Genomic DNA, 21,837 nt, shown 5'->3' with positions numbered 1-21,837 from the left:
ACGACGGGCCGAGCTCGACAGATGGGTTCGACGGGTGGGTTCGCCGCGCTGCTGCTCGGCGCCAGTGACTACGACCTCGCGGGCTTCACACCCCTGCCCTTCGTCCCCCGGGACCTCGAACGGCTCGGCGAGGCCCTGCGGGAGCGCGGGTTCCGGGTCGTGCTGCCCCGGGCGCGCGGCCAGATCAGCTCCAACTTCGTCAACGGCGAGGTCGGCCGCTTCCTGCGGACCGCCCGGCGCGGCGAGACGGTGCTGATCTGCCTCAGCGGCCACGGGCTGCACGCGGAGGGCAAGGACTACCTGATCCCCGAGGACCTGCACTCCGGGGTCGAGCCGCCCTGGTCCGGCTGCGTCGCCATCGACTGGAAGCACGAGGTCGAGCGGACCCCGGCCGCCCAGGTGCTGTTCCTGATCGACGCCTGCCGCAACGGCGTGCGACAGGACTTCAAGAGCGGCACGGTCGGCTGGGGCGAACGGGATGCCCTCGTCGTCGCCGGCCGGAAGGTCGCCCACCTCTACGCCTGCTCAGCCGGCGAGTTCGCACGCTTCGTCGGAGCCGACGAGCTCGGGCGGGAACCGGGCGGCGGCTCGTTCAGTCTCTTCTCGCGCGCCGTCCTGGACGCGCTGCTCGCGGACGACGGTCCGCTGAACCTGGAGCAGTTGCGCGTCGCCGCGCAGAGCCGGATCGAGGAGTTCCACGAGCGGTACGGCAAGCGGGGACGGCCACAGAACGTGCGTGTCCTGACGGACGTCGACCAGACGGAGTTCGTGGTCGCCGGGCCGGCCCCGCGCACCGCGGTGCCACCTGCCCTCCCCGACGTGGGCGCACCGGCGCCGGTCCTGCAACCACTCGCCGCCGATCCGGCGCCGCCCGCGCCCACCGACCCCCGGGACCTGCTGGGGCGCGCGGTGTACCAGTTGCAGACGACCGGGGGGACCGAGTCCCTGGAGGAGTTCGCCGCCGTCGGACCGGTCGACCAGGTGCTCCTGCTCTGCCTCCTGCCGGCCACTCCGGAGGCGGCCGCCGCGATGTGGAGCGCCGCGGCCCTGCGGCGGCCGGTCCCGGCGCTGATCGAACTGGTCGCGGCCCTCTGCGGTGCGGACCGGACGGGGGCCGCGCTCCAGGTGACGGCAGCGGCTGCCGCGGGACGCCCGGCGGACGAACTGCTGCTCGCCCTCGCCGCCGCCGACCTGCCGCCGCCGACGGCCGACGAGCTGCGGGAGACGGTCCTCCGGGTGCTGGGCGGCCTGCCGATGGCCGCCCTGGTGGACCGGGTGGCCGTTCTCAAGCGGGCCGAACTGGGCGCCGAGGCGAAGCGGCTGCTCGGGTACCTGCGGCCGGCGGAGGAACTGCCACCGCTGCTGGCCGCACTGGACGCGGCGGACCTGTCGGCAGAGGCCCACCAGATGATGCGGGAGGCTCTGACCCGGCACGGCCCCAGCGCGGCCGAAGACCTCCTGGAGGCGCTCGCACTGACCGGTCGTGCCGAGCTGCGCGCCGCCGCGATGACGCTGGTCGCCACGGGGCCGCTGCACGGACTCGTCGAGTGGCTGGCGATCGGGCGGCCGCGATCGGGCTTCGACGAGGACGCCGACTTCGTCCTCCGGACCGCCGTGCGCCGACGTTCCGACCGGCACGGTCTGCCGGCCGTGCTGCGCGAGGCAGGTCTGCTACGGCACCTGGACACCGTCCACGACGAGTGCGCCCGGCTCGCGCCGGAGGATCTGCTCGTGGTGCTGAAGCGTCTACTGAAGGGAGAGACGACGGAGGACGCCGAGGCCGTGGTGGGCTGTGCGGTTCGGCCCTTCCGTCCGGACCGGGCGGCGGGACTGGCCGCCCTGTTCATGCGTGCCGGACCTGGGCGCCTGCTGATTCCCGTCTGCTCGGAGCTGTCGAAGCAGCCCCCTGACGTGGCGGCGGACTTCTTTGACCATGCCGGCGGTGACGGCGGTCTCGCCGACGCGGTCGTTCCGTCACTGGCGCACATGTATCCGCCGGACGGGTTCGCGCCGCTGATGGAAGTACTCCGGCAGCGCGGGCTCCCAGCGGTCGTGACCCGTCTCCAGCTGGCGTTGGCGCGCAAGCGGCCGGTGGAGGTCCTTGTGCCGGTGCTGGCGACGGTCCGCGAACCGGACCGGTCCGCGCTCGTGCAGCAGATCCTCACGGTCCACCGCTCGCCGACCCGGCTTGCCGAACTGCTTCACCGGGCCTGTCACGGAGAGCTGCGCGCAACCGCGGGCGAAGCGGTGGTGGCGGCGATCAGTACCGGCTACGACGACGAGGTGCTGGCGGCCGTGCTCGCCGAACTCCGGGCCCGGGACTGGGATGCCGGTGAGACGGCCCTGCTCCGCCGACTGGCCGTAAGCCCCGGTACGGACCTCCCGGAGAGGGTCGCGCAGCGGTTGGCAGCCGAGGGCCTGCCCGACCGCGCCGCCTCGTTGCTCGCATGGGCGGCCGAGGGTCGGGGTGCGAAGGACCTCGCCCTCCTCGCCGCGGACCTGCTGGCCTCCGCTCGGCCGGAGCTCGGCAGGAACCTGCTGGTTCAGGTGTCCAGGGACCGGCCCGTGACCTACCTGGCCGAGGTGGCCGCGGCCCTGGCCCACTACCCGGGCGGCCCGGGGCACCCGCCGGCCGGCGAGGACGTCGGAGTCCTCTTCAGCGTGGTCGCAGGGCGCTCCCCCGCGGAGGTGGCGGAGCTGCTGGTTGCCCTCGACGGCCGGGGTCCGGATGTCCGAGTGCCGGCCGATGTCGGCGTCCTGCTCGACGCCTTCCTGCGGGTCAGACGGGTCGACGAGATCGGGGAGCTGCTCCGGGAACTGGACGCCCGGTGTGCCGAGGAGGCCCCCGGGGAGCGCTTGGCGGCGGCCTTCCGCGCCCATGCACCCGCGCTGTTCCGCGCGGCCCGCACGATCGGGTCCGCGACGGGCACCTGGTGCGTGTTGGGCGCGTTCCGGGGCGATCCGCCGGTGCGGATCCCGGAGGTACGGGAACTCCTCATCGAGCTGTTCCGGACCGACGGCCTGCGGGAGGCGATCCTCGTGCTCGACCGGCTGGGCCGCCTTCAGCCGCCCGAGGTGGTGGCCGGACTGCTGGTCGAGTTCCCGAACGCGGACGCCTACGAGACGCTGTGCCGGGCGGCGACGGAGCGGCCGCCGGCGGTGATCGCCGCGGTTCTGGCGGCGCTCGGGGACTCGGGGACGGCGGCCCGCCCGTTCGCGGAGTGGTTCGGCCGGACCGCTTCGCCGGCTCGCAGGCACGTGCTGTTGGTCGAGTTGCTCGCCGCTCGGCAGGACCGGGCCGCCGGCATCATCCTCGGGGCTGCCCCCTGGTCCGAGTCGACGGAGGAGCTCGGCAAACTGGTGGTCGCCCTGGACCGGCAGGGCGACGAGCGGAGGCGGGCGGAGCTGGGCGGCCCGGTTCCGGACCTCTCCTCCACCGCCCGGAGGACGGAGCTCCTGCACCACCTCCACCGGCACGGGTCGTACCCGGCCGCCCTCCCCGTGCTCCACCTGATCGCGCAGACGCCGGACGCCCGTGCCGTCTGGCTGGACCTCCACGGACTCGGCCGGTTCCGGTTCGCCGCCATGCTGCTCGACCAGCTGCCGCCGGACACCGACGTCGTCCCGTGGTACCGGCAGGTGCGCGGGTCGATCCCGGATCTCGACCGGCAGGATCTCCTGCGGTCGGTCGGGGCGGACGGCGCGCCTCACGTACTCGCCGCCGGAGCGTCCCAGGCGGTCCTGGGAGCTGCGGTCCTGCACCGGCCACCCGGGGAAGTCGTCGAGCTGCTGGTCGCATCGGCTGGGTCGGCGCCCTTCACCGAACTGTGGCGCATCCTCGCAGCGGCCCGCCCGTGGTCCGAACTCATACTCGTACTCCAAGAGTTGACCAGGAACGGGTACTCCGGAGTGGCTGACGGGATCGCCGGCTGCGTCGTCCTCGAAGAACCGACGGCCAGGATCGCCGAGCTGCTGGGGTACGCGCCGGGAGAGTCCGTGCCCCGGGTGGCGGTGCTGATCGCCGATTCCGCGATCACCCACGACGCGACCGCCGGTCTGGTGAGCAGGCTGGTGGGGGAGGGCCATTTGTCGAGCGCTGAGGTGCTGCTCGACGCCGTCGCGGCCTCGGCCCACGACGGCCTCCGGATCGGGGAAGTGGTGGCGAACCTGGTCGGTGTGGGGGTGTCGTCGGCGCTACGGCATCGACTGACCAACGGCCTCTGCCGCCACCGGCCGGCGGCGGAGGTCGCCGCCTTCCTGCTCCGCGTCGACCGGTACGGCCTGAAGGCGGACGTCGATCAGGGACTGATGACGGTCCGTGCGACGCGCGCCGGCGAGCTGGCCTCGATCCGGCAGGCGCTGGAGGACCGGGTCGGCGGCGACCGGCGGCTGCTGACCGCGTTGGCCGAGCCGCCCGCATCCGAACTGCCCGCCTCCACCCGCCGGCGGTTCTGGCGCAAGGGCGCCAACGGGCGGTGACCCCGGGCCCTACAACGTGCCGAAGCTCGCCGACCCCGTCGGGAGGTAGGTGTGGGCGGTGACACCGGACGGGGTGGTGCGGGTGCCCACGAGGCGGAAGGCGGTGGGCGGGCCCGCCTCCGGGAAGAGGCGGTGGCCGGTGCCCAGCCGGACGGGGGCGGTGACGAGGTGGTACTCGTCGATGACGCGATGCGGCATCAGGGCGCGGGCCAGGGCGCCGCTGCCGTGGATCTGGATCTCGGTGTCGCCCAGCCGGTCCTTGAGCGCGGCCACCTCGGCGGGCAGGCCCCCGGGGGCGGCGCCGGTGAGCACGGTGGTGTGGTGCCAGGCCGGGGCGCGCAGGGTGGTGGAGGCGACGTACTTGGGCAGCGCGTTGAGCGGGGCGGCGATCGGGTGCGCGGGGTCGGTCACCTTCGGCCAGTAGCCCGCGAAGATGTCGTACGTCCGGCGGCCGAGCAGGAAGGCGCCGGCGCGGCCGAGCACGCCGTTCATCAGCGCGCCGAACTCCTCGTCGGCGAAGGGGAACAGCCAGCCGCCGTGGGCGAAGCCGTCCTCGCGGTCCTCGTCCGGCCCGCCGGGGGCCTGCATCACGCCGTCCAGGGTCAGGAAGGTGGTCAGGAGCAGCTTGGCCATGAAGGGTCTCCCCGGTCGGATGCCGTCCCCCGGACCCAAGATCCCAGACCGCCGCCCGCGGCGCCGAGCCGCCACGCCGGTGGGGGCGGCGCGCGGGGGGTCTGGAAAGGGTGTCGCCACCACGATCGCGGACTGGTCGCCGTGGCGGACCGGGTGGAGGTCGTGGCGTTCCGGGAGCACCCGGCCTCGGAGGACGAACTCGTCGCGGCGGTCCAGGACTTCGACGTCGTCGTCACCCAGCGCGAGCGGATCGCCTTCCCGGCCCCGGCGTTCCCCCGGCTGCTGGCCACGCCGCGCCGGTCCGCGTACTGGGCTGATGCCTGACGCCCGACGGCCCGCCGTCCCCCTCCGTAAGGACGCCGGGCCGCCGGGTGCCGGGTCAGGCGACCGACACGGCGCTCCACGCGGCGGCGACCGCCTTGTACTCGGTGCTGTTGAGGCCGTACAGGTCCTTGGCGGCGTTCAGGGACGCGGTGCGCGCGCCCTTGTAGTCCGTGGTGGACGTCATGTAGACGGTCAGCGCCCGGTACCAGATCTTCGCGACCTTCTGGTTGCCGATGCCGGTGACCGTCGAGCCGTTGCAGGTCGGGCTGTTGTAGGCGACGCCGTTGACGGTCCTGGCCCCGCTGCCCTCGCTGGCCAGGTAGAACCAGTGGTTGCCGACGCCCGAGGAGTTGTGCACGTCGAGCTGGCCGACCTTGCGGCTCCAGCAGTCGGCGGAGCTGCCGTCCAGGGACGGCTTGTCGAAGCGGCGCAGCCACGGCGGGGTGGACTGGTCGCTGAACAGGTAGTCGCCGGTGTCCACCGGGTTGTTGGCGTACCACTCGACCATGGTGCCGAAGATGTCGGAGGTGGCCTCGTTGAGGCCGCCGGACTCGCCGCTGTAGCGGAGGTTGGCGGTGGCGCTGGTGACGCCGTGGGTCATCTCGTGGCCCATGGTGTCGAGGTCGACCTGCTCCGGGTCGGTGACGCCGTCGCCGTCGCCGGTCATCATGCAGAAGCAGCTGTCGGACCACTGGGCGTTGTCCCACTTGGTGCCGACGTGCACGAAGACGGTGGCGCCCTTGCCGTCGTTCTTGATGCCGCTGCGGTTGAAGGTGTTCTTGTAGTAGTCGTACGTCCAGGCGGTGTTGGCGTGGGCGTCGACGGCGGCGGTGGCGCGGTCGGTGGAGAACTTCTTCCCGTCGCCCCAGACGTTGTCGGCGTCGGTGTAGAGGGTGCCGGAGTTGGCGTTGATCGCGCCGGCGGAGGCGTTGTGCGCGTCCCTGGTGGTGTGGCCGCGCAGCGGGTCGATCAGCGCGTAGCCGCTGCCGCTCTGGGCGGTGGTGTCGACGGTGATGTCGCCGGTGTACTCGGAGTGGCCGGTGCCGGCGGCCTGGTGCTCGGCGTCGTAGGCCTCGATCTGCTCGCCGCTGGTGGCGTCGGTGACGATGACGCGGCCGGCGGGCCGGCCGTGGTCGCCGCTGCCCTGCACGGTGGTGCGCCAGGCGAGGCGCGGGGTGCCGTCGGCGGCCCAGACGACGAGTTCGGGGCTGCTGCCGGCGTCGCTGATGCCGGGGGCGGCCGCCAGCGCGCGGCCGGCGGCGAGCTGGGCGGGGACCTTGGGGACGATCGTGCGCACGGCGGCGTCGTGGGCGGCCGCGCGGGAGGAGTCCTTGAGCCGGCCGCGGGCGTCCTGGTGGACCACCAGGTCACCGCCGACCACCGGCAGGCCGAGGTAGGTGCGGTCGAAGCGGACGTGCTGGGTGCCGTCGGCGTCGAGCACGACGTCCTTGAGGACGAGGTCCTGGCCGTCGGCGAAGCCGAAGACCGCGGCGTTGCGGGCGACGTTGGCCCGGGCCTGGGCGATCGCGGCGTCCCGGCCGGCGGGGGCGGCCGAGGCGGTGCCCGCGGTGACGGTGGCGGCGACGAGCGCGGCGGTGGCGGCTATGGCTCCGGCCGCGAGGCGGCGGCGAGAAGAGGAGGAGGGGCTCACTCTGACTCCAGTCGGGGATGCTGCGTGGTGCAGGGATGAGGGGCTGCGAGGAGAGATTGACGGTGAGCAGTCAGTCAGAGCTAGAGCCAGTGTCAGATTTTTGCCAAGTTTTGTCCTGTGCTGATCAAGAGTGATCGACCGTGAGCGGTCCGTTTACGCTCCTGTCATGACGACCCCCCAGCCCCCGGCCCTCGACCTCCTCTGGCGCGGCGAGTTCGGCGACCGCGAGCTCGACGCCCTGCACGCCGCCGCCTTCGGCGGAGCGGGCGCCCCCGGCGGCGCGTCCACCCCCTGGCGTGCCCGGCTGGAGCGCCACAGCCTCGGCTGGGTCTGCGCCCGCCCGGCCAGGGGCGGCCCGCTGCTCGGCTTCGTCAACGTCCTCTGGGACGGCGGCGTCCACGCCTTCCTCCTCGACACCGCCGTCGACCCGGCCGCCCGGCGGAGCGGCATCGGCACCCGGCTGGTCGCCGCGGCCGCCGACAACGCCCGCGCGGCCGGCTGCGACTGGCTGCACGTCGACTTCGAACCCCACCTGCGCGGCTACTACCTCGACGCCTGCGGCTTCCGCCCCACCGACGCCGGCCTGCTCAGGCTCTGACTCCCGCTCCCAACGCCCCCGCTCGTCACCGCCCCCGGCCCGGTGCTGCGCTGGGGCCGCACCGCCGACCTCGGCGACGGGCCGGAACCGGCCGCCCCGCGCCGATTCCGTGACCGGTTCCGTGACCGGTCCTCCCGATCCCGCCGCCAACTCCCGCCCGGGGAAAGGGGCGTGCGCCGGTAGGCCCGGTGGCGGGCCGGTGTCCAGCGCTCGGACACCCGGACCGCCGTCCGGGCGAACGGTTGTACTCTGCACGCGGACGGTCGGCGCCGGCCCATCCGCCTGCGGCGCCGTGCCCGTGACCCTGCCTGTGACCCCCGTCCGGCACCGGAACCCGTAGGAGGCCCGCCCCATGAGCACGCCCGACCCGCGCACCTCGTCCGACCCGCTCGCCGCCGAGCCGCCCGCCGGTGGGCCGACCGGCGGGCCCGCCGTGGAACCGCTGCCGCTGCTGCGCACCCGGGCCGTCGACGTCATCCGCGACGGGCGCCACCTGCTGCGCGGGATCGACCTCGCGATCCACCCCGGCGAGCACTGGGCGCTGCTCGGCCCCAACGGCGCCGGCAAGTCCACCCTGCTCGCCCTGCTCGGCGCCGTCTCCCACCCCACCCGCGGCGAGGTGGACGTGCTCGGCCGCCGGCTCGGCCGGGTCGACATCCGCGAGCTGCGCGCCCACCTCGGCCACGTCAACCCGCGCCATCCGCTGCGCTCGCCGCTGACCGTGCGCGAGGTGGTGCTCACCGGTGTGACCAACACCATCGAGCCGGACCTGCACCGCAAGCCCTCCCCGGAGGAGCTGGACCGGGCCGAGCAGTTGATCGACACCCTCGGCATGGCGGCTTCCGCGGAGTCCGCGTGGACCACCCTCTCGCAGGGGGAGCGGGGCCGGGCGCTGATCGCCCGCGCGCTGATGCCCAGTCCGCGGCTGCTGCTGCTCGACGAGCCCGCCACCGGGCTCGACCTGACCGCCCGCGAGCTGCTGCTGGACAGCCTGGACCTGCTGCGCCACCAGCATCCGGAGCTGGCCAGCGTGCTGGTCACCCACCACCTGGAGGAGCTGCCGGAGTCCACCACGCACGCGCTGCTGCTGCGCGGCGGGGAGACGGTCGCGGCCGGGCCGGTGGACGCGGTGATGACCACCGGGCTGGTGAGCGCCACCTTCGGGCACCCGATCCGGATCACCCGGCACGAGGGCCGCTGGACCGCCCGCGCCGCCGCCCGGCGCACCCCGGAGGCCTGAGCCCGGCCTGAGCCCGGCCCGGGTGCGGAACCGGGGGCAGAACCGGGGCAGAGCCGGGGTAGAACTGGTTGCAGAAGAGGGGCGCGCACCGCCGGTGCACGCCCCTTTACCACTTCTTTGCCCTGCTGGCCACGCCCCCCATGCGCCCCAGATGGCCGGAAGTCGTCGGTGGACCGACCGCCGGGACGCCCGGGCCCGCTCCCACCTGCACCGTTTCGTGACCGACCCCGGTGTAGACGGAAAAATTCGATATCCCTAAGGTATGCCTTAGCTAAGTGGGCGGTGGGCGCCGATGGCGCCATTGCCCCCACCCGCGCTGCGCCCTGCCCTGATTCGACCTGCCCCGACCGCTGGAGCCCGCATGTCCGCCCGTCGTTCCACCGCAGCCACGCTGCTCACCCTCGCCGTGGCGACCGCCGCACTGGCCGGCTGCTCGAAGAAGGACGACAAGGCCGCTGCCGACGCCGTCAAGGTGAACGCCACCGACACCGCGTGCGAGATCTCGAAGACCAGCTTCCCGGCCGGTCACGTCGCGTTCGACATCTCCAACAAGGGCTCGAAGGTCACCGAGGTCTACGTCTACGCCGCCGGCGACAAGATCGTCACCGAGCGCGAGAACATCGGCCCGGGCACCAAGACGACCATCAACGCCGAGATCAAGGCCGGCTCCTACGAGATCGCCTGCAAGCCGGGCATGGTCGGCGACGGCATCCGCCAGAAGATCACCGTCACCGGTGACGGCGGCTCGGCCGCCCCGGCCGACCCGCGGCTGACCGCCGCCGTCGACGCCTACCGGAAGTACGCCCAGGAGCAGGCCGACGCCACCATCCCGGCCGTCGAGGCCTTCGCCGCCGCGATCAAGTCCGGCGACCTGGAGAAGGCCAAGGCCCTCTACGCGCCGTCGCGCACCGGCTGGGAGCGCACCGAGCCGGTCGCCGAGAGCTTCGGCGACGTCGACCCGAAGACCGACACCCGCGAGGACAAGCTGGAGCCGGGTCAGGAGTGGACCGGCTGGCACAAGCTGGAGAAGTCGCTCTGGGCCGACGCCGCGATCGGTGACGCCGAGAAGAAGCTCGCCGACCAGCTGGTCGCCGACCTGAAGGACTGGCAGAAGAAGATCCCCGAGGCGGAGATCACCGCGACCAGCATGGCCAACGGCGCCAAGGAGCTGCTGGACGAGGTCGCCACCAACAAGGTCACCGGCGAGGAGGACCGCTACAGCCACACCGACCTGGCCGACTTCCAGGCCAACGTCGAGGGTGCGCAGAAGGCCTACGAGCTGCTGAAGCCGGTGGCCGCGGAGAAGGACCCGGAGCTGGCCAAGACCCTGGACTCCGAGTTCGCCGCCATCACCACCCTGCTGGCCAAGTACAAGCAGGCCGACGGCACCTACACCTCGTACGACAAGGTCACCGAGACCGAGCGCAAGACCTTCTCCGACGCGGTCAACTCGCTGGCCGAGCCGCTGTCGAAGCTGGCCGCCGCGGTGGTCGTGAAGTAACGACCGCCGCCCGGTGCGCCCGCCCGGGGCGCGCGTACCGGGCACCGCACCACCGCGCACCGCATCCGACCTCCGCCGTGGCGGCCCCCGTGGCCGCCACGGCATCCGCGAGTCCAGCAAGAGAAGGGTCCACCCGCCCATGGACGCCGAGAACCAGCAGCAGAACGGGACGCCGGCCGACACCGCCGCCACCGCGGACGCCGCCGCCGGCCGCACGTCGGTCAGCCGCCGCGCCGTGATCGGCTGGGCCGGTGCCGGGGTCGCCCTGGGCGCGGCCGGCGTCGGCTCGGTCGCCGCCGCCACCCGCCAGGACGACGACACCCCGGCCGCCCCGGCCGCGGCCACCGCCGACATCCCCTTCTACGGCGACCACCAGTCCGGCATCGCCACCCCCGTCCAGGACCGGCTGCACTTCGCCGCCTTCGACGTCTCCGCGACCGCCACCCGCGATTCGCTGGTCAAGATGTTGAAGGAGTGGACCAAGGCCGCCGCCGCGATGACCGGCGGCCGCGAGGTCGGCAGCGGCGCGGCCAGCGGCCTGCCGGAGGCGCCGCCGGACGACACCGGCGAGGCCCTGGGCCTGCCGGCCTCCCGGCTGACCCTCACCATCGGCTTCGGCCCGAGCCTGTTCGAGAAGGACGGCGTGGACCGCTTCGGCCTCCAGGCCAAGCGGCCCGAGGCCCTGATCGACCTGCCCAAGTTCAAGGGCGACAACCTCGACCCGCAGCGCAGCGGCGGCGACCTGTGCGTCCAGGCCTGCGCCGACGACCCGCAGGTCGCCGTGCACGCGATCCGCAACCTGGCCCGGATCGGCATGGGCACCGTCAACATCCGCTGGTCGCAGCTGGGGTTCGGCAAGACCTCCTCCACCACCCCGGACGCCCAGACCCCGCGCAACATGATGGGGTTCAAGGACGGCACCCACAACATCGCCGGGACCGACACCGCCAAGCTGGCCGACCACGTCTGGGTCGCCCCCGGCGAGGGCCCGGAGTGGATGACCGGCGGGTCCTACCTGGTCGCCCGCCGGATCCGGATGCACATCGAGACCTGGGACCGCGCCCCGCTCAAGGAGCAGGAGGACGTCTTCGGCCGCACCAAGGGCGAGGGCGCGCCGTACGGGCGGACCAAGGAGCACGACGACCCGGACCTCAAGGCCATGCCGCAGGACGCGCACGTCCGCCTGGCTCACCCGGACTCCAACAACGGCCTGATGATCCTGCGCCGCGGCTTCTCGTTCACCGACGGCACCGACGGCCTCGGCCGGCTCGACGCGGGCCTGTTCTTCCTCGCCTACCAGCGCGACAGCCGCAAGGCCTTCGTCCCGCTCCAGCAGCGGCTCGCGGCCTCCGACGCGCTGAACGAGTACATCCAGCACGTCGGTTCGGCCCACTTCGCCTGCCCCGCGGGCGTCCGCAAGCCCGGCGAGTGGTGGGGCCAGGCCCTCTTCGGCTGAGGCCGACCCCCCACCCGTCTCGCCCGTACCAACTCTTCACCTCCCAGGGAGCCAGCGTGTTCGCCAACTACCTGATCGGCCTGCGCGAAGGACTCGAAGCCAGCCTGGTCGTCTGCATCCTCATCGCCTATCTGGTCAAGACCGGCCGCAAGGATCGGCTGCCCCCGGTCTGGATCGGCATCGGCGTGGCCGTCGGGCTCAGCCTGGCCTTCGGCGCCGTGCTGCAGTTCGGCTCGACCCAGCTCAGCTTCGAGGCCCAGGAGGCGCTCGGCGGCACGCTGTCGGTCATCGCCGTCGGCCTGGTGACCTGGATGGTGTTCTGGATGCGCCGCACGGCCCGGCACCTGAAGACCGAGCTGCACGGCAAGCTGGACGCCGCCCTCGCCATGGGCACCGGCGCCCTGGTGGTCACCGCCTTCCTGGCGGTGGGCCGGGAGGGCCTGGAGACCGCGCTGTTCATCTGGACCGCGGTGCAGGCCACCTCGGACGGCTACAACCCGATCATCGGTGCGGCGCTCGGCCTGCTGACCTCGGTGGTGCTGGGCTGGCTGTTCTACCGGGGCGCGCTGAAGATCAACCTGGCCAAGTTCTTCACCTGGACCGGCGCCATGCTGGTCGTGGTCGCCGCCGGCGTGCTCGCCTACGGCGTGCACGACCTCCAGGAGGCCGGCTGGCTGGGCGGTCTGCACAACCTCGCCTTCGACATCTCCTCCACCATCCCCAAGGACAGCTGGTACGGCACCCTGCTCAAGGGCGTGTTCAACTTCCAGCCGGACCCGACGGTCCTCCAGGTGGTGGTCTGGATCGTGTACCTGGTGCCGACGCTGGCGTTCTTCTTCGGGGTCTTCGGCGGCGGCACCGCCAAGCCGGTCGCCCCGAAGCCGGGCGCCGCCAAGTCGGCCGCCTGAGCGAACACTTCGCGCCGTCGGCGCACCCGCGCGCGACACCGCAACGCCCCGTCCGGCCACCCGCCGGACGGGGCGTTCGGCGTTCCCGGCCGGTCGGCCGCCGCCGTACCTGACGGTCGGTCAAAAAGTTCACCTCCTGGATCTACCCGCGTAAACCACCGGGCCCCCATCCTGGTTGGCAGCCCGGGCCGGTTCCCGCCCGGGGGCTTTCCCCTGCCCTCCTCGACCCAGGAGTCCCCACATGTCCGCGATGTCCGCGATACCCGCGCCCCGCCGTGCCCCGGCCGCCGTCTTCGGCGCCCTGCTGCTCGCCCTCACCACCCTGCTGACCGGCGCCGGCACCGCCCATGCCGCCCTGCCGACCCCGGTCTCCGCCGCCACCGCCCGCGGCTACCTCGCCTCGATCGCGGTGGCCGCGGAGTCCCACACCACCACCTACGACCGCGCGCTCTTCCCGCACTGGATCACCATCTCCGGCACCTGCAACACCCGTGAGACGGTCCTCAAGCGCGACGGCAGCAACGTCGTCACCGACGCCAACTGCGCGGCCGTCAGCGGCAGCTGGGTCTCGGTCTACGACAACGCGACCACCACCACCTCGTCGGGCTTCGACATCGACCACCTGGTGCCGCTCGCCGAGGCCTGGCGCTCCGGCGCCTGGGCCTGGACGACCGCCCAGCGCCAGGCCCTCGCCAACGACCTGACCCGCCCGCAGCTGATCGCCGTCTCCGCGAGCTCCAACCGCTCCAAGGGCGACCAGGACCCGGCGAACTGGCTGCCGCAGGCCTCCTACCGCTGCACCTACGCCCGCGCCTGGGTCCAGGTGAAGTACTACTACGGCCTCTCCGTGGACAGCGCCGAGAAGAGCGCCCTCTCCTCGATCCTCAACGGCTGCTGAGGAAACGTTCGCTCCCTGTGACGCACCGGCGCCCCACCGTCACCACCGGGGCGCCGGTGCGTCGTTGCTCCTCCCTCGTCCGGTCCGAACCGGCGGAAAACGGCGGAAAACGGTGGGAACCGGTGGGAACCGGTGCCGGAATTCCCTGGGTATGCGCAGCGAATGGGCCTACGGTGGAGAGAGAACGTCTCGGCTTGGGAGAGTGGTCGAGATGGGGACGGCAACGGACGACCGGTCCGAGCGGTTACCGAAGCGGCGGAAGAGACAGCGATCGGCATGGCGCGAGCGCGTCCTCGCGCGGGTCGCCTACCTGGAGGCACAACTCGACCACCAGCGGTGCGCCGCCGCGGACTGCGGGTGCCGGACCTGCCGGGGCGAGCAGGTCAGGAACAGGACCTGCGCCAAGGACGACTGCCGACGCCGGGAGCTGATCGAGGGCGCCAGAGCATGTCTGGCGAAGGCCTCCGCGGCGGCCACCGAACGGCACGGGTGGCTGCGGCGGCTCTGGTCAGGGGCCACCGCTCTCGAAGGCAGCTGGTCGAACGTCCGCTCCGCCGATGTGCTGCTCGTGGAAGTCGTCCCGGCCGAGTCGTTGCCGGCCCGTGCCGTCGACATCCTGGCGATGGCGCGGCTGCACCTGGGCAAGGAGGACCTGCGCACCGTCGCACTGGCCGCGCGGGTCGGATCGAAGGACAAGCCGATCGGCGAGGCGGACCGGAGCCTTCTGGTGCGCACCCTCGACGCCGGGTACGCGGCGCTCGACGCCGAGTACGCGCGGGTGCGCAGTCTGCGGAACATCCTCTGGGCCGCGAGCGCCTGCGTCATGCTCGGCGTGATCTGCCTGGCCGTCTTCGGCGCGTTCTTCCCCAAGTCGTTGAGCCTCTGCTTCAGCCCGGTCCCCACCTCCGGGCCGGCTCAGGCGCCCGCCTTCAACCTGCCCGGCCCGTCGAGTGCCAGGCTGGTGGTCTGCCCGTCCGGGGAGTACCCGTGGGTCTGGACCAGGCCGATTCCCGGTGACTACGCCTCGCGGCTGGACATCATCACCGTCGAGGTCGCCGGGCTGGCCGGCGCCGCGCTCACCGTGATCGGCTCGCTGCGCCGCATCCAGGGCACCAGCGCGCCGTTCATGCTGCCGCTGGCGGCGGCGGCGCTGAAGTTCCCGACCGGCGCGCTGACCGCCGTGATCGGCCTGCTGCTGATCAGGGGTGCGTTCGTCCCGGGCCTGAGCGACCTCGACAGCCGCGCCCAGGTGCTCGCCTGGGGTGTCGCGTTCGGCGCCGCGCAGCACCTCGTGACCAGGCTCGTGGACATCCGGGCGCAGAGCACGCTGGACGACGTCGGCAAGCCGCCGGGCGACGCCGCCCGGGGGGACTCGCCCGCCCAGCCGCGCGCCCCCTCCGACCGGAGGACCTGAGCCATGGCGCCCGACAGCACGCCGCCCGCCGGGAGTGGTCCCGGCGGGCGGCGTGTGTCACGGGGCGGTGCGCGACGGCTACTCGCCCTTGATCGCGCCCAGGATGTCCATCCGGGCCGCCCGGCGGGCCGGCCAGAGCGCGGCGAGCAGACCGATCACCGCGGCGGCGGCCAGGAAGAACGCGATCTTCCCCGGCGGCACCACCATGGTCATGTTCTTGAACGTGTCCGCCAGCGTGCGGGTGCCGGCCCAGGCGGTGACGATGCCGAGCAGCACGCCGACCACACCGCCGAACAGCGCGATCATCAGCGACTCCAGCCGGACCATCCGGCCGATGCCGCGCCGGTCCAGGCCGATCGCCCGCAGCATGCCGATCTCCCGACGGCGCTCGAACACCGACATCGCCATGGTGTTGACGACGCCCAGGACCGCGACCACCACGGACATGCCCAGCAGGCCGTACATGATGTTCAGCAGGGCGGACACCATCTGGCTGTTCTCCGCCTTGATGTCCTTCTCGCCCTTGACGGTGATCAGCGGGTTGCCGCCGGTGGCGTCGCGCAGCGCCTGCTTGAGCTCGGGGGTCGCGCCGTCGGCGCCCTTGACCAGCACCTTCTTCAGGCCGGAGCCGGCGGCGGCGTGCGCGCCGACCACCTGCTCCGGGGCGACCAGCCCGGCGACCTCGGTGTTCTGCTCCACCAGGCCGCCGACGGCCAGGGCGGCGCGGCTGCCGTCGGGGTAGGTGACGTCGAGCGTCGAGCCGACCTCCAGGTCGTTGCGCTCGGCGTAGCCGGTGGTCGCGAGCAGCTTGCCCTGCTTGAGGGCGTCGGCGGAGCCGGCGGTGACCTTGAGGTCGACCAGCCGGTCGAAGGTCGTGGCGTCCACGGCGCTCAGCCAGGAGGTGTCGCCGTCGGCGACGGCCTTCACCGGCACCTCGCGCACCGCGCTCAGCAGGGTGACCCCGGGCGTCTTGGCGATCTGGCCGGCGACCTCGGGGGAGAGCATGGAGAAGTTCTCCATCGCGACGGCGTAGTCGGCCTTGAGGTCGACCTCGGTGGCCTCGTCGACGGCCTTGTTCACCGAGGCGCCGACCACGGTCAGCGCGGTGATCAGGGTGACGCCGATGGTGAGCGCGGAGGCGGTGGCGGCGGTGCGGCGCGGGTTGCGCACGGCGTTCTCGCGGGCCAGCTTGCCGGGCGTGCCGAACAGCTTGCGCAGCACCGGGGCGAACAGCGCGATCACCGGCCGGGACAGCAGCGGGGTGAGCACGAAGACGCCGATCATCAGCGCACCGGAGCCGAGGCCCACCACGTTGACCGACTTGGCCGCCGCGCCGCCGAGCAGGGCGGCGACGCCGACCGCGGCGAAGAACAGTCCGATGACGTTCCGCACCAGCAGCGACTTGTGGGTGGCCGGCTGCTCGGCCGAGCTCATCGCGGCGATCGGGGCGATCCGGGAGGCGCGCAGCGAGGGCAGCCAGGCGGCCAGCACGGTGACCACGGTGCCGACGACGACGGAGGCGATCACGGTGGACGGGGCGATCACCAGCGGGCCGGTGGGCATGCCGGTGTCCAGCGAGCCGATCACGGACTGCAGTCCGGCGGCGATGCCGATGCCGGCGAGCAGGCCGCCGACCGAGGCGGTCAGGCCGACCAGCAGGGCCTCGGCCAGCACGGAGAGGGTGACCTGCTTGCGGCTGGCACCGACGGCGCGCAGCAGGGCGAGCTCCTTGGTGCGCTGGGCGACCAGCATGGTGAAGGTGTTGGCGATGATGAAGATGCCGACGAAGAGCGCGATGGCGGCGAACATCAGCAGGGCGGTGGACATGCCCTTGGTGCCGGCCTCGATCATCCGGTCCTGCTCGTCGGCGAGTTCGCGGCCGGTGCGGGCGTCGAGGTCCTCGGACGCGGGCAGGACCTGCTTGACGGCGGCGAGCAGCGCGGCGTCGTCCGCGCCGGGCTGGCCCTTGACGTCGATCTCGGCGAACCGGTCCGGGGCCAGGTAGAGCTGCTGGGCGGTGGCGGTGTCGAAGGCGGCGAGCGAGCCGCCGGAGGTCACCCGCGGGTCGTTGGTGGTCACGGTGCCGGTGAGCTTCAGCTCCATGACCGGCCCGTTGACGGCGACGCGGACGGTGTCGCCGACCTTGTAGCCGCCCTTCTCGGCGGTCTTGGCGTCCAGGGCCACCTCGCCGGAGGTGCGCGGGCCGCGGCCGTCGACCAGCGGGTAGCGCGGGTCGGTGCCGTCGGCGCCCGGGACGTAGTTGGTGCCGGTGGTGGAGAAGCCGTTGCCGATCAGGGCGCCCTTGCGGTCGGCGATGCCGGCGAAGCCGCTGACCACGCCGCGGGCCTCGGCGGCGCCGGGCAGCCCGGCGATCGCCTTGCGGGTGTCCTCGGTGAGGGAGGGGCCGCTGGAGGTCCTGGTGCCGTGGTCGTACCCCTTGCTGACGGCACCGCCGTCACTGACGGTGACGGTGATGTCGGTGTAGCTCTTGGCGCTCTGGGAGCGCAGGGCGTTGCCGAAGGTGTCGGTGAAGACGAGGGTGCCGGCCACGAAGGCGGTGCCGAGGAGGACGGCGAGCGCCGTCATCAGCAGTCGGGCCTTGTGGGCCAGCACATTGCGCAGTGCGGTGCGGTACATGGGGTGGTGTCAGTCCTGGGGGTCGTGGGGACGGCGGCCGGTTCGCGGCCGGGGCGGGCGGCGGACGCGGGGCGTCAGCTGGTGCGGCCCTTGGCGTCGAAGCGGCGCATGCGGTCCAGGACGGCGTCGGCGGTCGGCTGGGCCAGTTCGTCGACGATGCGGCCGTCGGCGAGGAAGACGACGCGGTCGGCGTAGGAGGCGGCGACGGGGTCGTGGGTGACCATGACGACGGTCTGGCCGAGTTCGCGTACGGAGTTGCGCAGGAAGGAGAGGATTTCGGCGCCGGAGCGGGAGTCGAGATTGCCGGTCGGTTCGTCGGCGAAGATGATGTCGGGCTTGCTCGCGAGGGCGCGGGCGCAGGCGACGCGCTGCTGCTGGCCGCCGGAGAGCTGGCTGGGGCGGTGGGAGAGCCGGCCGGAGAGGCCGACGGTCTCGACCACCTTGTCGAGCCACTGCTTGTCGGCCTTGCGGCCGGCGATGTCCATCGGGAGGGTGATGTTCTCCAGGGCCGTCAGGGTGGGGAGCAGGTTGAAGGCCTGGAAGATGAAGCCGATGTGGTCGCGGCGCAGCTGGGTGAGCTGCTTGTCCTTGAGGCCGACGAGTTCGGTGTCGCCGATGGTGGAGGAGCCGGAGGAGACGGTGTCGAGGCCGGCCATGCAGTGCATGAGGGTGGACTTGCCGGAGCCGGAGGGCCCCATGATGGCGGTGAACTCGCCCTGCGGGAAGGTGACGCTGACGTTGTCGAGGGCGACGACGCGGGTCTCGCCCTCCCCGTAGACCTTGTTCAGGCCGGTGGCGCGGGCGGCCGACCGGCCGGTGCGGACGGCGGTTGCGGGCATCGTCACGAGGAGGCTCCCTGGAGGTGCGGATCGGAAGATCGGAAGATCGTCTTCCGTTCCATTCTCCCCGTCGGCCCGTGTCCGGTTTGTCGCCCCCGGGTACGGGCTCCCCCCGCCGTCCCGGCGGTCCGGCGGGGGTGCTCCTCCTCCTCAGGTATGACCTCCGGCCCTGAGGCGCCGGGCGCCGCGGCTACTCGACCGCGACGCCCCAGCGCACCGCCAGCCCGGTCAGCCCGTCCTGCACCGGCGTCCCGCTCGGCGTGAACCGCCAGACGCCGCCGCGCCGTTGGAAGGAGCCGAGGACCATCGCGCTCTGCGACACCCCGCCGGTCTGCGCCGCCCACTCGGCGGGTCCGTCCGCGTCCGGGCCGAAGGCGCCCGTCAGCGCCAGTCCGTGCACATAGCCGAGCGGCAGCACCGGCGGTTCCTCCTCCTCGGTGGAGACGGCCACCACCACCTCGTCCACGCCCGGCGCCAGCCGGCCCGGCTCCAGCGTGAGCTCGGCACGGCGGACCGGCTCGCCCGGAACCGAGCGGGTGGGGTGCAGCCGCACCGCGCCGGCCGGGTCCTGCGGGCTGTTGAAGAACACGAAGTGCTCGTCGTCCAGCACCCGGCCGTTCGCGCACAGGAACGCCGAGACGTCCAGCTCGACCGGGTCGCCGCCGGCCGTGCGGCTGCGCCAGGACACCGCCAGGGTGGTGGTCGCGCCCTGCGCCGGGCCGGTCCCCGCCGCGCGACGGCCGTCGCCGTCCGGGTGGCCGCCGCCGTTCGCGTGGCCGCCGCCGTTGGTCCGCTCGCCCAGCCGGCCGCGCAGACCCTGCTCCGCCAGCAGCTCCACCAGCTCCGGCCCGCTCACCAGGGTCAGCGGCTTGTTGCGGATGTACTCGTACGAGCCCGGCCCGAAGCCCGCGGTGGTCACCAGGATGCCCTTGATCGCGCCGTGGTGGCGCACCGTCGAGTCCAGGTCGCGCACCGCGGTGGGGGAGACCGTCGAGCGGTAGCGCTTGGCCTGGATGACGATCCGCCCGCCGGTCACCGGATCGAGGTCCTCGGCGACCACGTCCACCCCGACGTCGCCGCTGCGCGCCGTGGTCATCACCCGGAAGCCGCGCAGCCGGAACAGCTCGGCGATCAGCTCCTCGAACTCGATCGGGTCCATCTCGAAGAGGTCCGGGTCGTCCTCGCCGCCCTGCCCGGCCACACTGCCGCCGACCGTCTCCGGCAGCCGGTCGGGCCGCACCTCGTCCAGTCGCTCGGGGCGCGCCGACAGCACCCCGCCGAGGCCCTGGAAGCACTCCACGGCCGCCACCCGGTCCAGCGCCAGCCCGGCGAACTCGCCCCGGTCGACGGTCACCGTGGTGAGGAACCGCTCCGCCTCCCGGCCGGTCGCCGGGTCGATGCCGCGCACGAAGCCGTTCAGCACCACCGAGGCCAGCATCCCGTCCCCGTCCGCCCGGTACAGCTCGGCCACCACCCGCAGCGCGGTCTGCGCCAGCACCTCCCGGTACAGCGCCTTGCGCTCGGTCGCCGGGCGGGCCACCTCGGCCTCCCGGTCGTCCGACTTCACGTACCGCACCCGGGCGGTCGCCGGGACCACGTCCGCGCCCGGCAGCTCCCAGTTCACCACCAGCTGGCGGCTCGACGCCTCCCAGGCCGCCACCAGCCGGTGCGGGAAGCCCTCCGGCCAGCCCGCCGAGGCGTACAGCACGGCGGTGAAGTACTCCTGCACCGCCTCCGCCTCGCCGGACCGCAGCCGGCGCAGCAGGTCCTCGGTCCGGGCGGCCCGTTGCTCGTCCTCCCGGCGGAACCGGGCCACCCACTCCAGGTACTGCCCGTGGTACTCGGCCAGCCGGCGCTGCCGGTCCGCCTCCGCCGCCTGCGCCGCGTACCAGTCCCGCTCGAACCGGGCCCGGGCCTGCGCCACGTACTGCTCGTACTGCTGCCACACCCCGGGGTTGCGGGCCTGCACCGGGTCCGGCGGCGGCACCTGGTAGCGGGACTGGTCCGGCATCGGCACCGGCTCGCCGAGGCGCCCCGGCTCGAAGGGCGGCACCGGGCGCGGGGCCAGCAGGCTCTGCGCCCGGAACGCCGCGCCGCCCGCCCCGGCCGCCAGCAGACCGCGCAACTCCTCGACCCTGGAGTCCAGTTCGGCCGTCCGCCGGGCCGCCTCGGCCTCCCGGCCCTGCTGGTACGCCTTCTGTGCCTCGCGCTCGGTGCGGGCCGCCGCCTTCTGCGCCTCGCGCTGCTCCCGTTCCCGCCGGTGCTGCTCGGCGGCCTGGGCGCGCCACCGGGCCTCCTCCCGGCGCTGCTCCTGCCGTTGCGTCTCCGCCCAGACCGCCAGCACCCCGTTGTTCCGCCGCCCCGCCACGTCCACCCCTTCGTTCCACGCCGGTCCGCCGCGGCGCCCGCCTCCCGGCCGCGCCGCCGCCGCGCCCGCCACAATAGAACGTGCACCGGGGGCGTGCGCAAAGCCCCTGCGACCTGCGGCGTCGGCCGGGGGTGAGGCGGCGTCAGGCGCCGGTGTCCGGCTGGGGCACGTCCGCGTACCAGCGCCACTCGGTGCGGCGCGGGCGGCCGGGCAGGGCGGTGCGGCCGGTGGCCCAGAGCAGGGTCGGCCACGGGCCGGCGGCGGGGGTCGCGTCCGGCGGCGCGTCGGTCGTCACGTCCGGTGCCGCGTCCGGTGCCGCGTCCGGCGTCACGTCCGGGAAGAGCCGGGCGAGGGTGCGGCGGCAGACGTCGGCCGGCGGCTCCCAGGGCAGCCCGAGCCCCTCGGCGACGTCGTGCACGTGCACCAGCGTCTCCACCAGGCTCATCGCGACGAACCCCGCCGGGTCGGCGAGCCCCCACGGGTGGAAGGCGCGGACCTCGGGGGTCCTGGTCCGGGCGATCGCGACCATCAGTCCGCCGCTCGCCTCCAGGACCTCCAGCAGGCCCCGCGGGCCGTCCTCGCGGCGGACGAAGACGAAGCTGTTCGGCCCGCCGGGGAAGGGCTGCCGGGAGACGATGGGCACGTAGCGGTCGCGGGGCGGCTCGGCCGGGCCGAGCTGGGCGGCGTAGGCGATCAGGTCGTCCGCGAGGTGCTCGACGGTGGTCCAGCAGTCCCAGTCGACGCCGCCGGCCGGGCGGGTCCAGTCGGCGTCGGCGGGCGCGGCGCGCAGGGTGTCCGCGGCGAGCCGGAGGACGGCGGCCAGGTCGTCGGGGGTCGGGGGTCCGGGCGGTGCCGCGAGGTCGGTGGTGGTCATGCGCAGGACGGTATCCG

15 protein-coding genes are annotated in these 21,837 nt (G+C 73.5%); 9 read left to right on the top strand and 6 right to left on the bottom strand.

Features of this window, described 5'->3' with window-relative positions; genetic code table 11:
- Nucleotides 1-21 precede the first annotated feature (21 nt).
- On the top strand, nucleotides 22-4,479 hold the full coding sequence (locus ACFCLZ_RS03735; protein WP_380283193.1) for a hypothetical protein: 4,458 nt from the start codon (nucleotides 22-24) through the stop codon (nucleotides 4,477-4,479).
- Nucleotides 4,480-4,488: 9 nt separating this feature from the next.
- On the opposite strand, the gene ACFCLZ_RS03730 is transcribed toward ACFCLZ_RS03735, so the two are convergent.
- Nucleotides 4,489-5,112: a dihydrofolate reductase family protein gene (locus ACFCLZ_RS03730; protein WP_380283192.1), complete on the bottom strand. Its 624-nt coding sequence runs from the start codon at nucleotides 5,110-5,112 to the stop codon at nucleotides 4,489-4,491.
- 141 nt (nucleotides 5,113-5,253) lie between these two features.
- Here ACFCLZ_RS03730 and ACFCLZ_RS03725 point away from each other — a divergent pair, with 141 nt between their 5' ends.
- Nucleotides 5,254-5,436 carry a hypothetical protein gene (locus ACFCLZ_RS03725; protein WP_380283191.1) on the top strand — a complete coding sequence of 61 codons (183 nt, stop codon included), beginning with the start codon at nucleotides 5,254-5,256 and terminating at the stop codon, nucleotides 5,434-5,436.
- A 55-nt stretch (nucleotides 5,437-5,491) separates the two neighbouring features.
- On the opposite strand, the gene ACFCLZ_RS03720 is transcribed toward ACFCLZ_RS03725, so the two are convergent.
- Nucleotides 5,492-7,087, bottom strand: coding sequence for a M4 family metallopeptidase (locus ACFCLZ_RS03720; RefSeq protein WP_380283190.1), 1,596 nt, complete (start codon nucleotides 7,085-7,087; stop codon nucleotides 5,492-5,494).
- Nucleotides 7,088-7,253: 166 nt separating this feature from the next.
- Here ACFCLZ_RS03720 and ACFCLZ_RS03715 point away from each other — a divergent pair, with 166 nt between their 5' ends.
- The 7 genes from ACFCLZ_RS03715 to ACFCLZ_RS03685 all read left to right on the top strand — a co-directional run bounded on the left by ACFCLZ_RS03715 (nucleotide 7,254) and on the right by ACFCLZ_RS03685 (nucleotide 15,102).
- Nucleotides 7,254-7,685 (top strand): GNAT family N-acetyltransferase, encoded by a 432-nt coding sequence (locus tag ACFCLZ_RS03715; protein ID WP_380283189.1) that lies wholly within the window; start codon nucleotides 7,254-7,256, stop codon nucleotides 7,683-7,685.
- A gap of 352 nt (nucleotides 7,686-8,037) precedes the next feature.
- Nucleotides 8,038-8,925, top strand: coding sequence for an ABC transporter ATP-binding protein (locus tag ACFCLZ_RS03710; RefSeq protein WP_380283188.1), 888 nt, complete (start codon nucleotides 8,038-8,040; stop codon nucleotides 8,923-8,925).
- 361 nt (nucleotides 8,926-9,286) lie between these two features.
- Nucleotides 9,287-10,426, top strand: a complete 1,140-nt coding sequence (efeO, locus tag ACFCLZ_RS03705; protein ID WP_380283187.1) for an iron uptake system protein EfeO — start codon at nucleotides 9,287-9,289, stop codon at nucleotides 10,424-10,426.
- A 139-nt stretch (nucleotides 10,427-10,565) separates the two neighbouring features.
- Entirely contained in the window at nucleotides 10,566-11,882 is a 1,317-nt protein-coding gene (gene efeB / locus ACFCLZ_RS03700; RefSeq protein WP_380283186.1) for an iron uptake transporter deferrochelatase/peroxidase subunit, read from the top strand.
- Between the two features lie 56 nt (nucleotides 11,883-11,938).
- On the top strand, nucleotides 11,939-12,790 hold the full coding sequence (gene efeU, locus ACFCLZ_RS03695; protein WP_380283185.1) for an iron uptake transporter permease EfeU: 852 nt from the start codon (nucleotides 11,939-11,941) through the stop codon (nucleotides 12,788-12,790).
- A 241-nt stretch (nucleotides 12,791-13,031) separates the two neighbouring features.
- A complete protein-coding gene (locus tag ACFCLZ_RS03690) occupies nucleotides 13,032-13,688 on the top strand; it encodes an HNH endonuclease family protein (protein WP_380283184.1) in 657 nt (218 codons plus the stop codon).
- 211 nt (nucleotides 13,689-13,899) lie between these two features.
- The gene (locus ACFCLZ_RS03685) at nucleotides 13,900-15,102 is read left to right on the top strand and encodes a hypothetical protein (protein WP_380283183.1); all 1,203 of its coding nucleotides are present in this window, start codon (nucleotides 13,900-13,902) and stop codon (nucleotides 15,100-15,102) included.
- 78 nt (nucleotides 15,103-15,180) lie between these two features.
- On the opposite strand, the gene ACFCLZ_RS03680 is transcribed toward ACFCLZ_RS03685, so the two are convergent.
- From ACFCLZ_RS03680 to ACFCLZ_RS03665, 4 genes are all read right to left on the bottom strand, one after another.
- Nucleotides 15,181-17,739, bottom strand: coding sequence for an ABC transporter permease (locus ACFCLZ_RS03680; protein ID WP_380283181.1), 2,559 nt, complete (start codon nucleotides 17,737-17,739; stop codon nucleotides 15,181-15,183).
- A 74-nt stretch (nucleotides 17,740-17,813) separates the two neighbouring features.
- Nucleotides 17,814-18,578: an ABC transporter ATP-binding protein gene (locus ACFCLZ_RS03675; RefSeq protein WP_380286426.1), complete on the bottom strand. Its 765-nt coding sequence runs from the start codon at nucleotides 18,576-18,578 to the stop codon at nucleotides 17,814-17,816.
- 190 nt (nucleotides 18,579-18,768) lie between these two features.
- Nucleotides 18,769-20,946 (bottom strand): restriction endonuclease, encoded by a 2,178-nt coding sequence (locus ACFCLZ_RS03670; RefSeq protein ID WP_380283180.1) that lies wholly within the window; start codon nucleotides 20,944-20,946, stop codon nucleotides 18,769-18,771.
- Nucleotides 20,947-21,088: 142 nt separating this feature from the next.
- Nucleotides 21,089-21,820, bottom strand: coding sequence for a hypothetical protein (locus ACFCLZ_RS03665; RefSeq protein ID WP_380283179.1), 732 nt, complete (start codon nucleotides 21,818-21,820; stop codon nucleotides 21,089-21,091).
- Nucleotides 21,821-21,837 lie beyond the last annotated feature (17 nt).

Source organism: Kitasatospora purpeofusca, assembly GCF_042691725.1.
GTDB classification, from domain to species: domain Bacteria; phylum Actinomycetota; class Actinomycetes; order Streptomycetales; family Streptomycetaceae; genus Kitasatospora; species Kitasatospora purpeofusca_B.
The sequence above is the reverse complement of the archived record's forward strand: the minus strand, read 5'-3'. Positions and strand labels throughout refer to the sequence as shown.

What these genes read in the sequence shown, in the direction of transcription:
- ACFCLZ_RS03735 (WP_380283193.1), top strand. Translation starts at nt 22, where the DNA reads ATGGGTTCGACGGGTGGGTTCGCCGCGCTGCTGCTCGGCGCCAGTGAC.
- ACFCLZ_RS03730 (WP_380283192.1), bottom strand. Translation starts at nt 5,112, where the DNA reads ATGGCCAAGCTGCTCCTGACCACCTTCCTGACCCTGGACGGCGTGATG.
- ACFCLZ_RS03715 (WP_380283189.1), top strand. Translation starts at nt 7,254, where the DNA reads ATGACGACCCCCCAGCCCCCGGCCCTCGACCTCCTCTGGCGCGGCGAG.
- ACFCLZ_RS03710 (WP_380283188.1), top strand. Translation starts at nt 8,038, where the DNA reads ATGAGCACGCCCGACCCGCGCACCTCGTCCGACCCGCTCGCCGCCGAG.
- efeO (WP_380283187.1), top strand. Translation starts at nt 9,287, where the DNA reads ATGTCCGCCCGTCGTTCCACCGCAGCCACGCTGCTCACCCTCGCCGTG.
- efeB (WP_380283186.1), top strand. Translation starts at nt 10,566, where the DNA reads ATGGACGCCGAGAACCAGCAGCAGAACGGGACGCCGGCCGACACCGCC.
- ACFCLZ_RS03690 (WP_380283184.1), top strand. Translation starts at nt 13,032, where the DNA reads ATGTCCGCGATGTCCGCGATACCCGCGCCCCGCCGTGCCCCGGCCGCC.
- ACFCLZ_RS03685 (WP_380283183.1), top strand. Translation starts at nt 13,900, where the DNA reads ATGGGGACGGCAACGGACGACCGGTCCGAGCGGTTACCGAAGCGGCGG.
- ACFCLZ_RS03680 (WP_380283181.1), bottom strand. Translation starts at nt 17,739, where the DNA reads ATGTACCGCACCGCACTGCGCAATGTGCTGGCCCACAAGGCCCGACTG.
- ACFCLZ_RS03675 (WP_380286426.1), bottom strand. Translation starts at nt 18,578, where the DNA reads ATGCCCGCAACCGCCGTCCGCACCGGCCGGTCGGCCGCCCGCGCCACC.
- ACFCLZ_RS03665 (WP_380283179.1), bottom strand. Translation starts at nt 21,820, where the DNA reads ATGACCACCACCGACCTCGCGGCACCGCCCGGACCCCCGACCCCCGAC.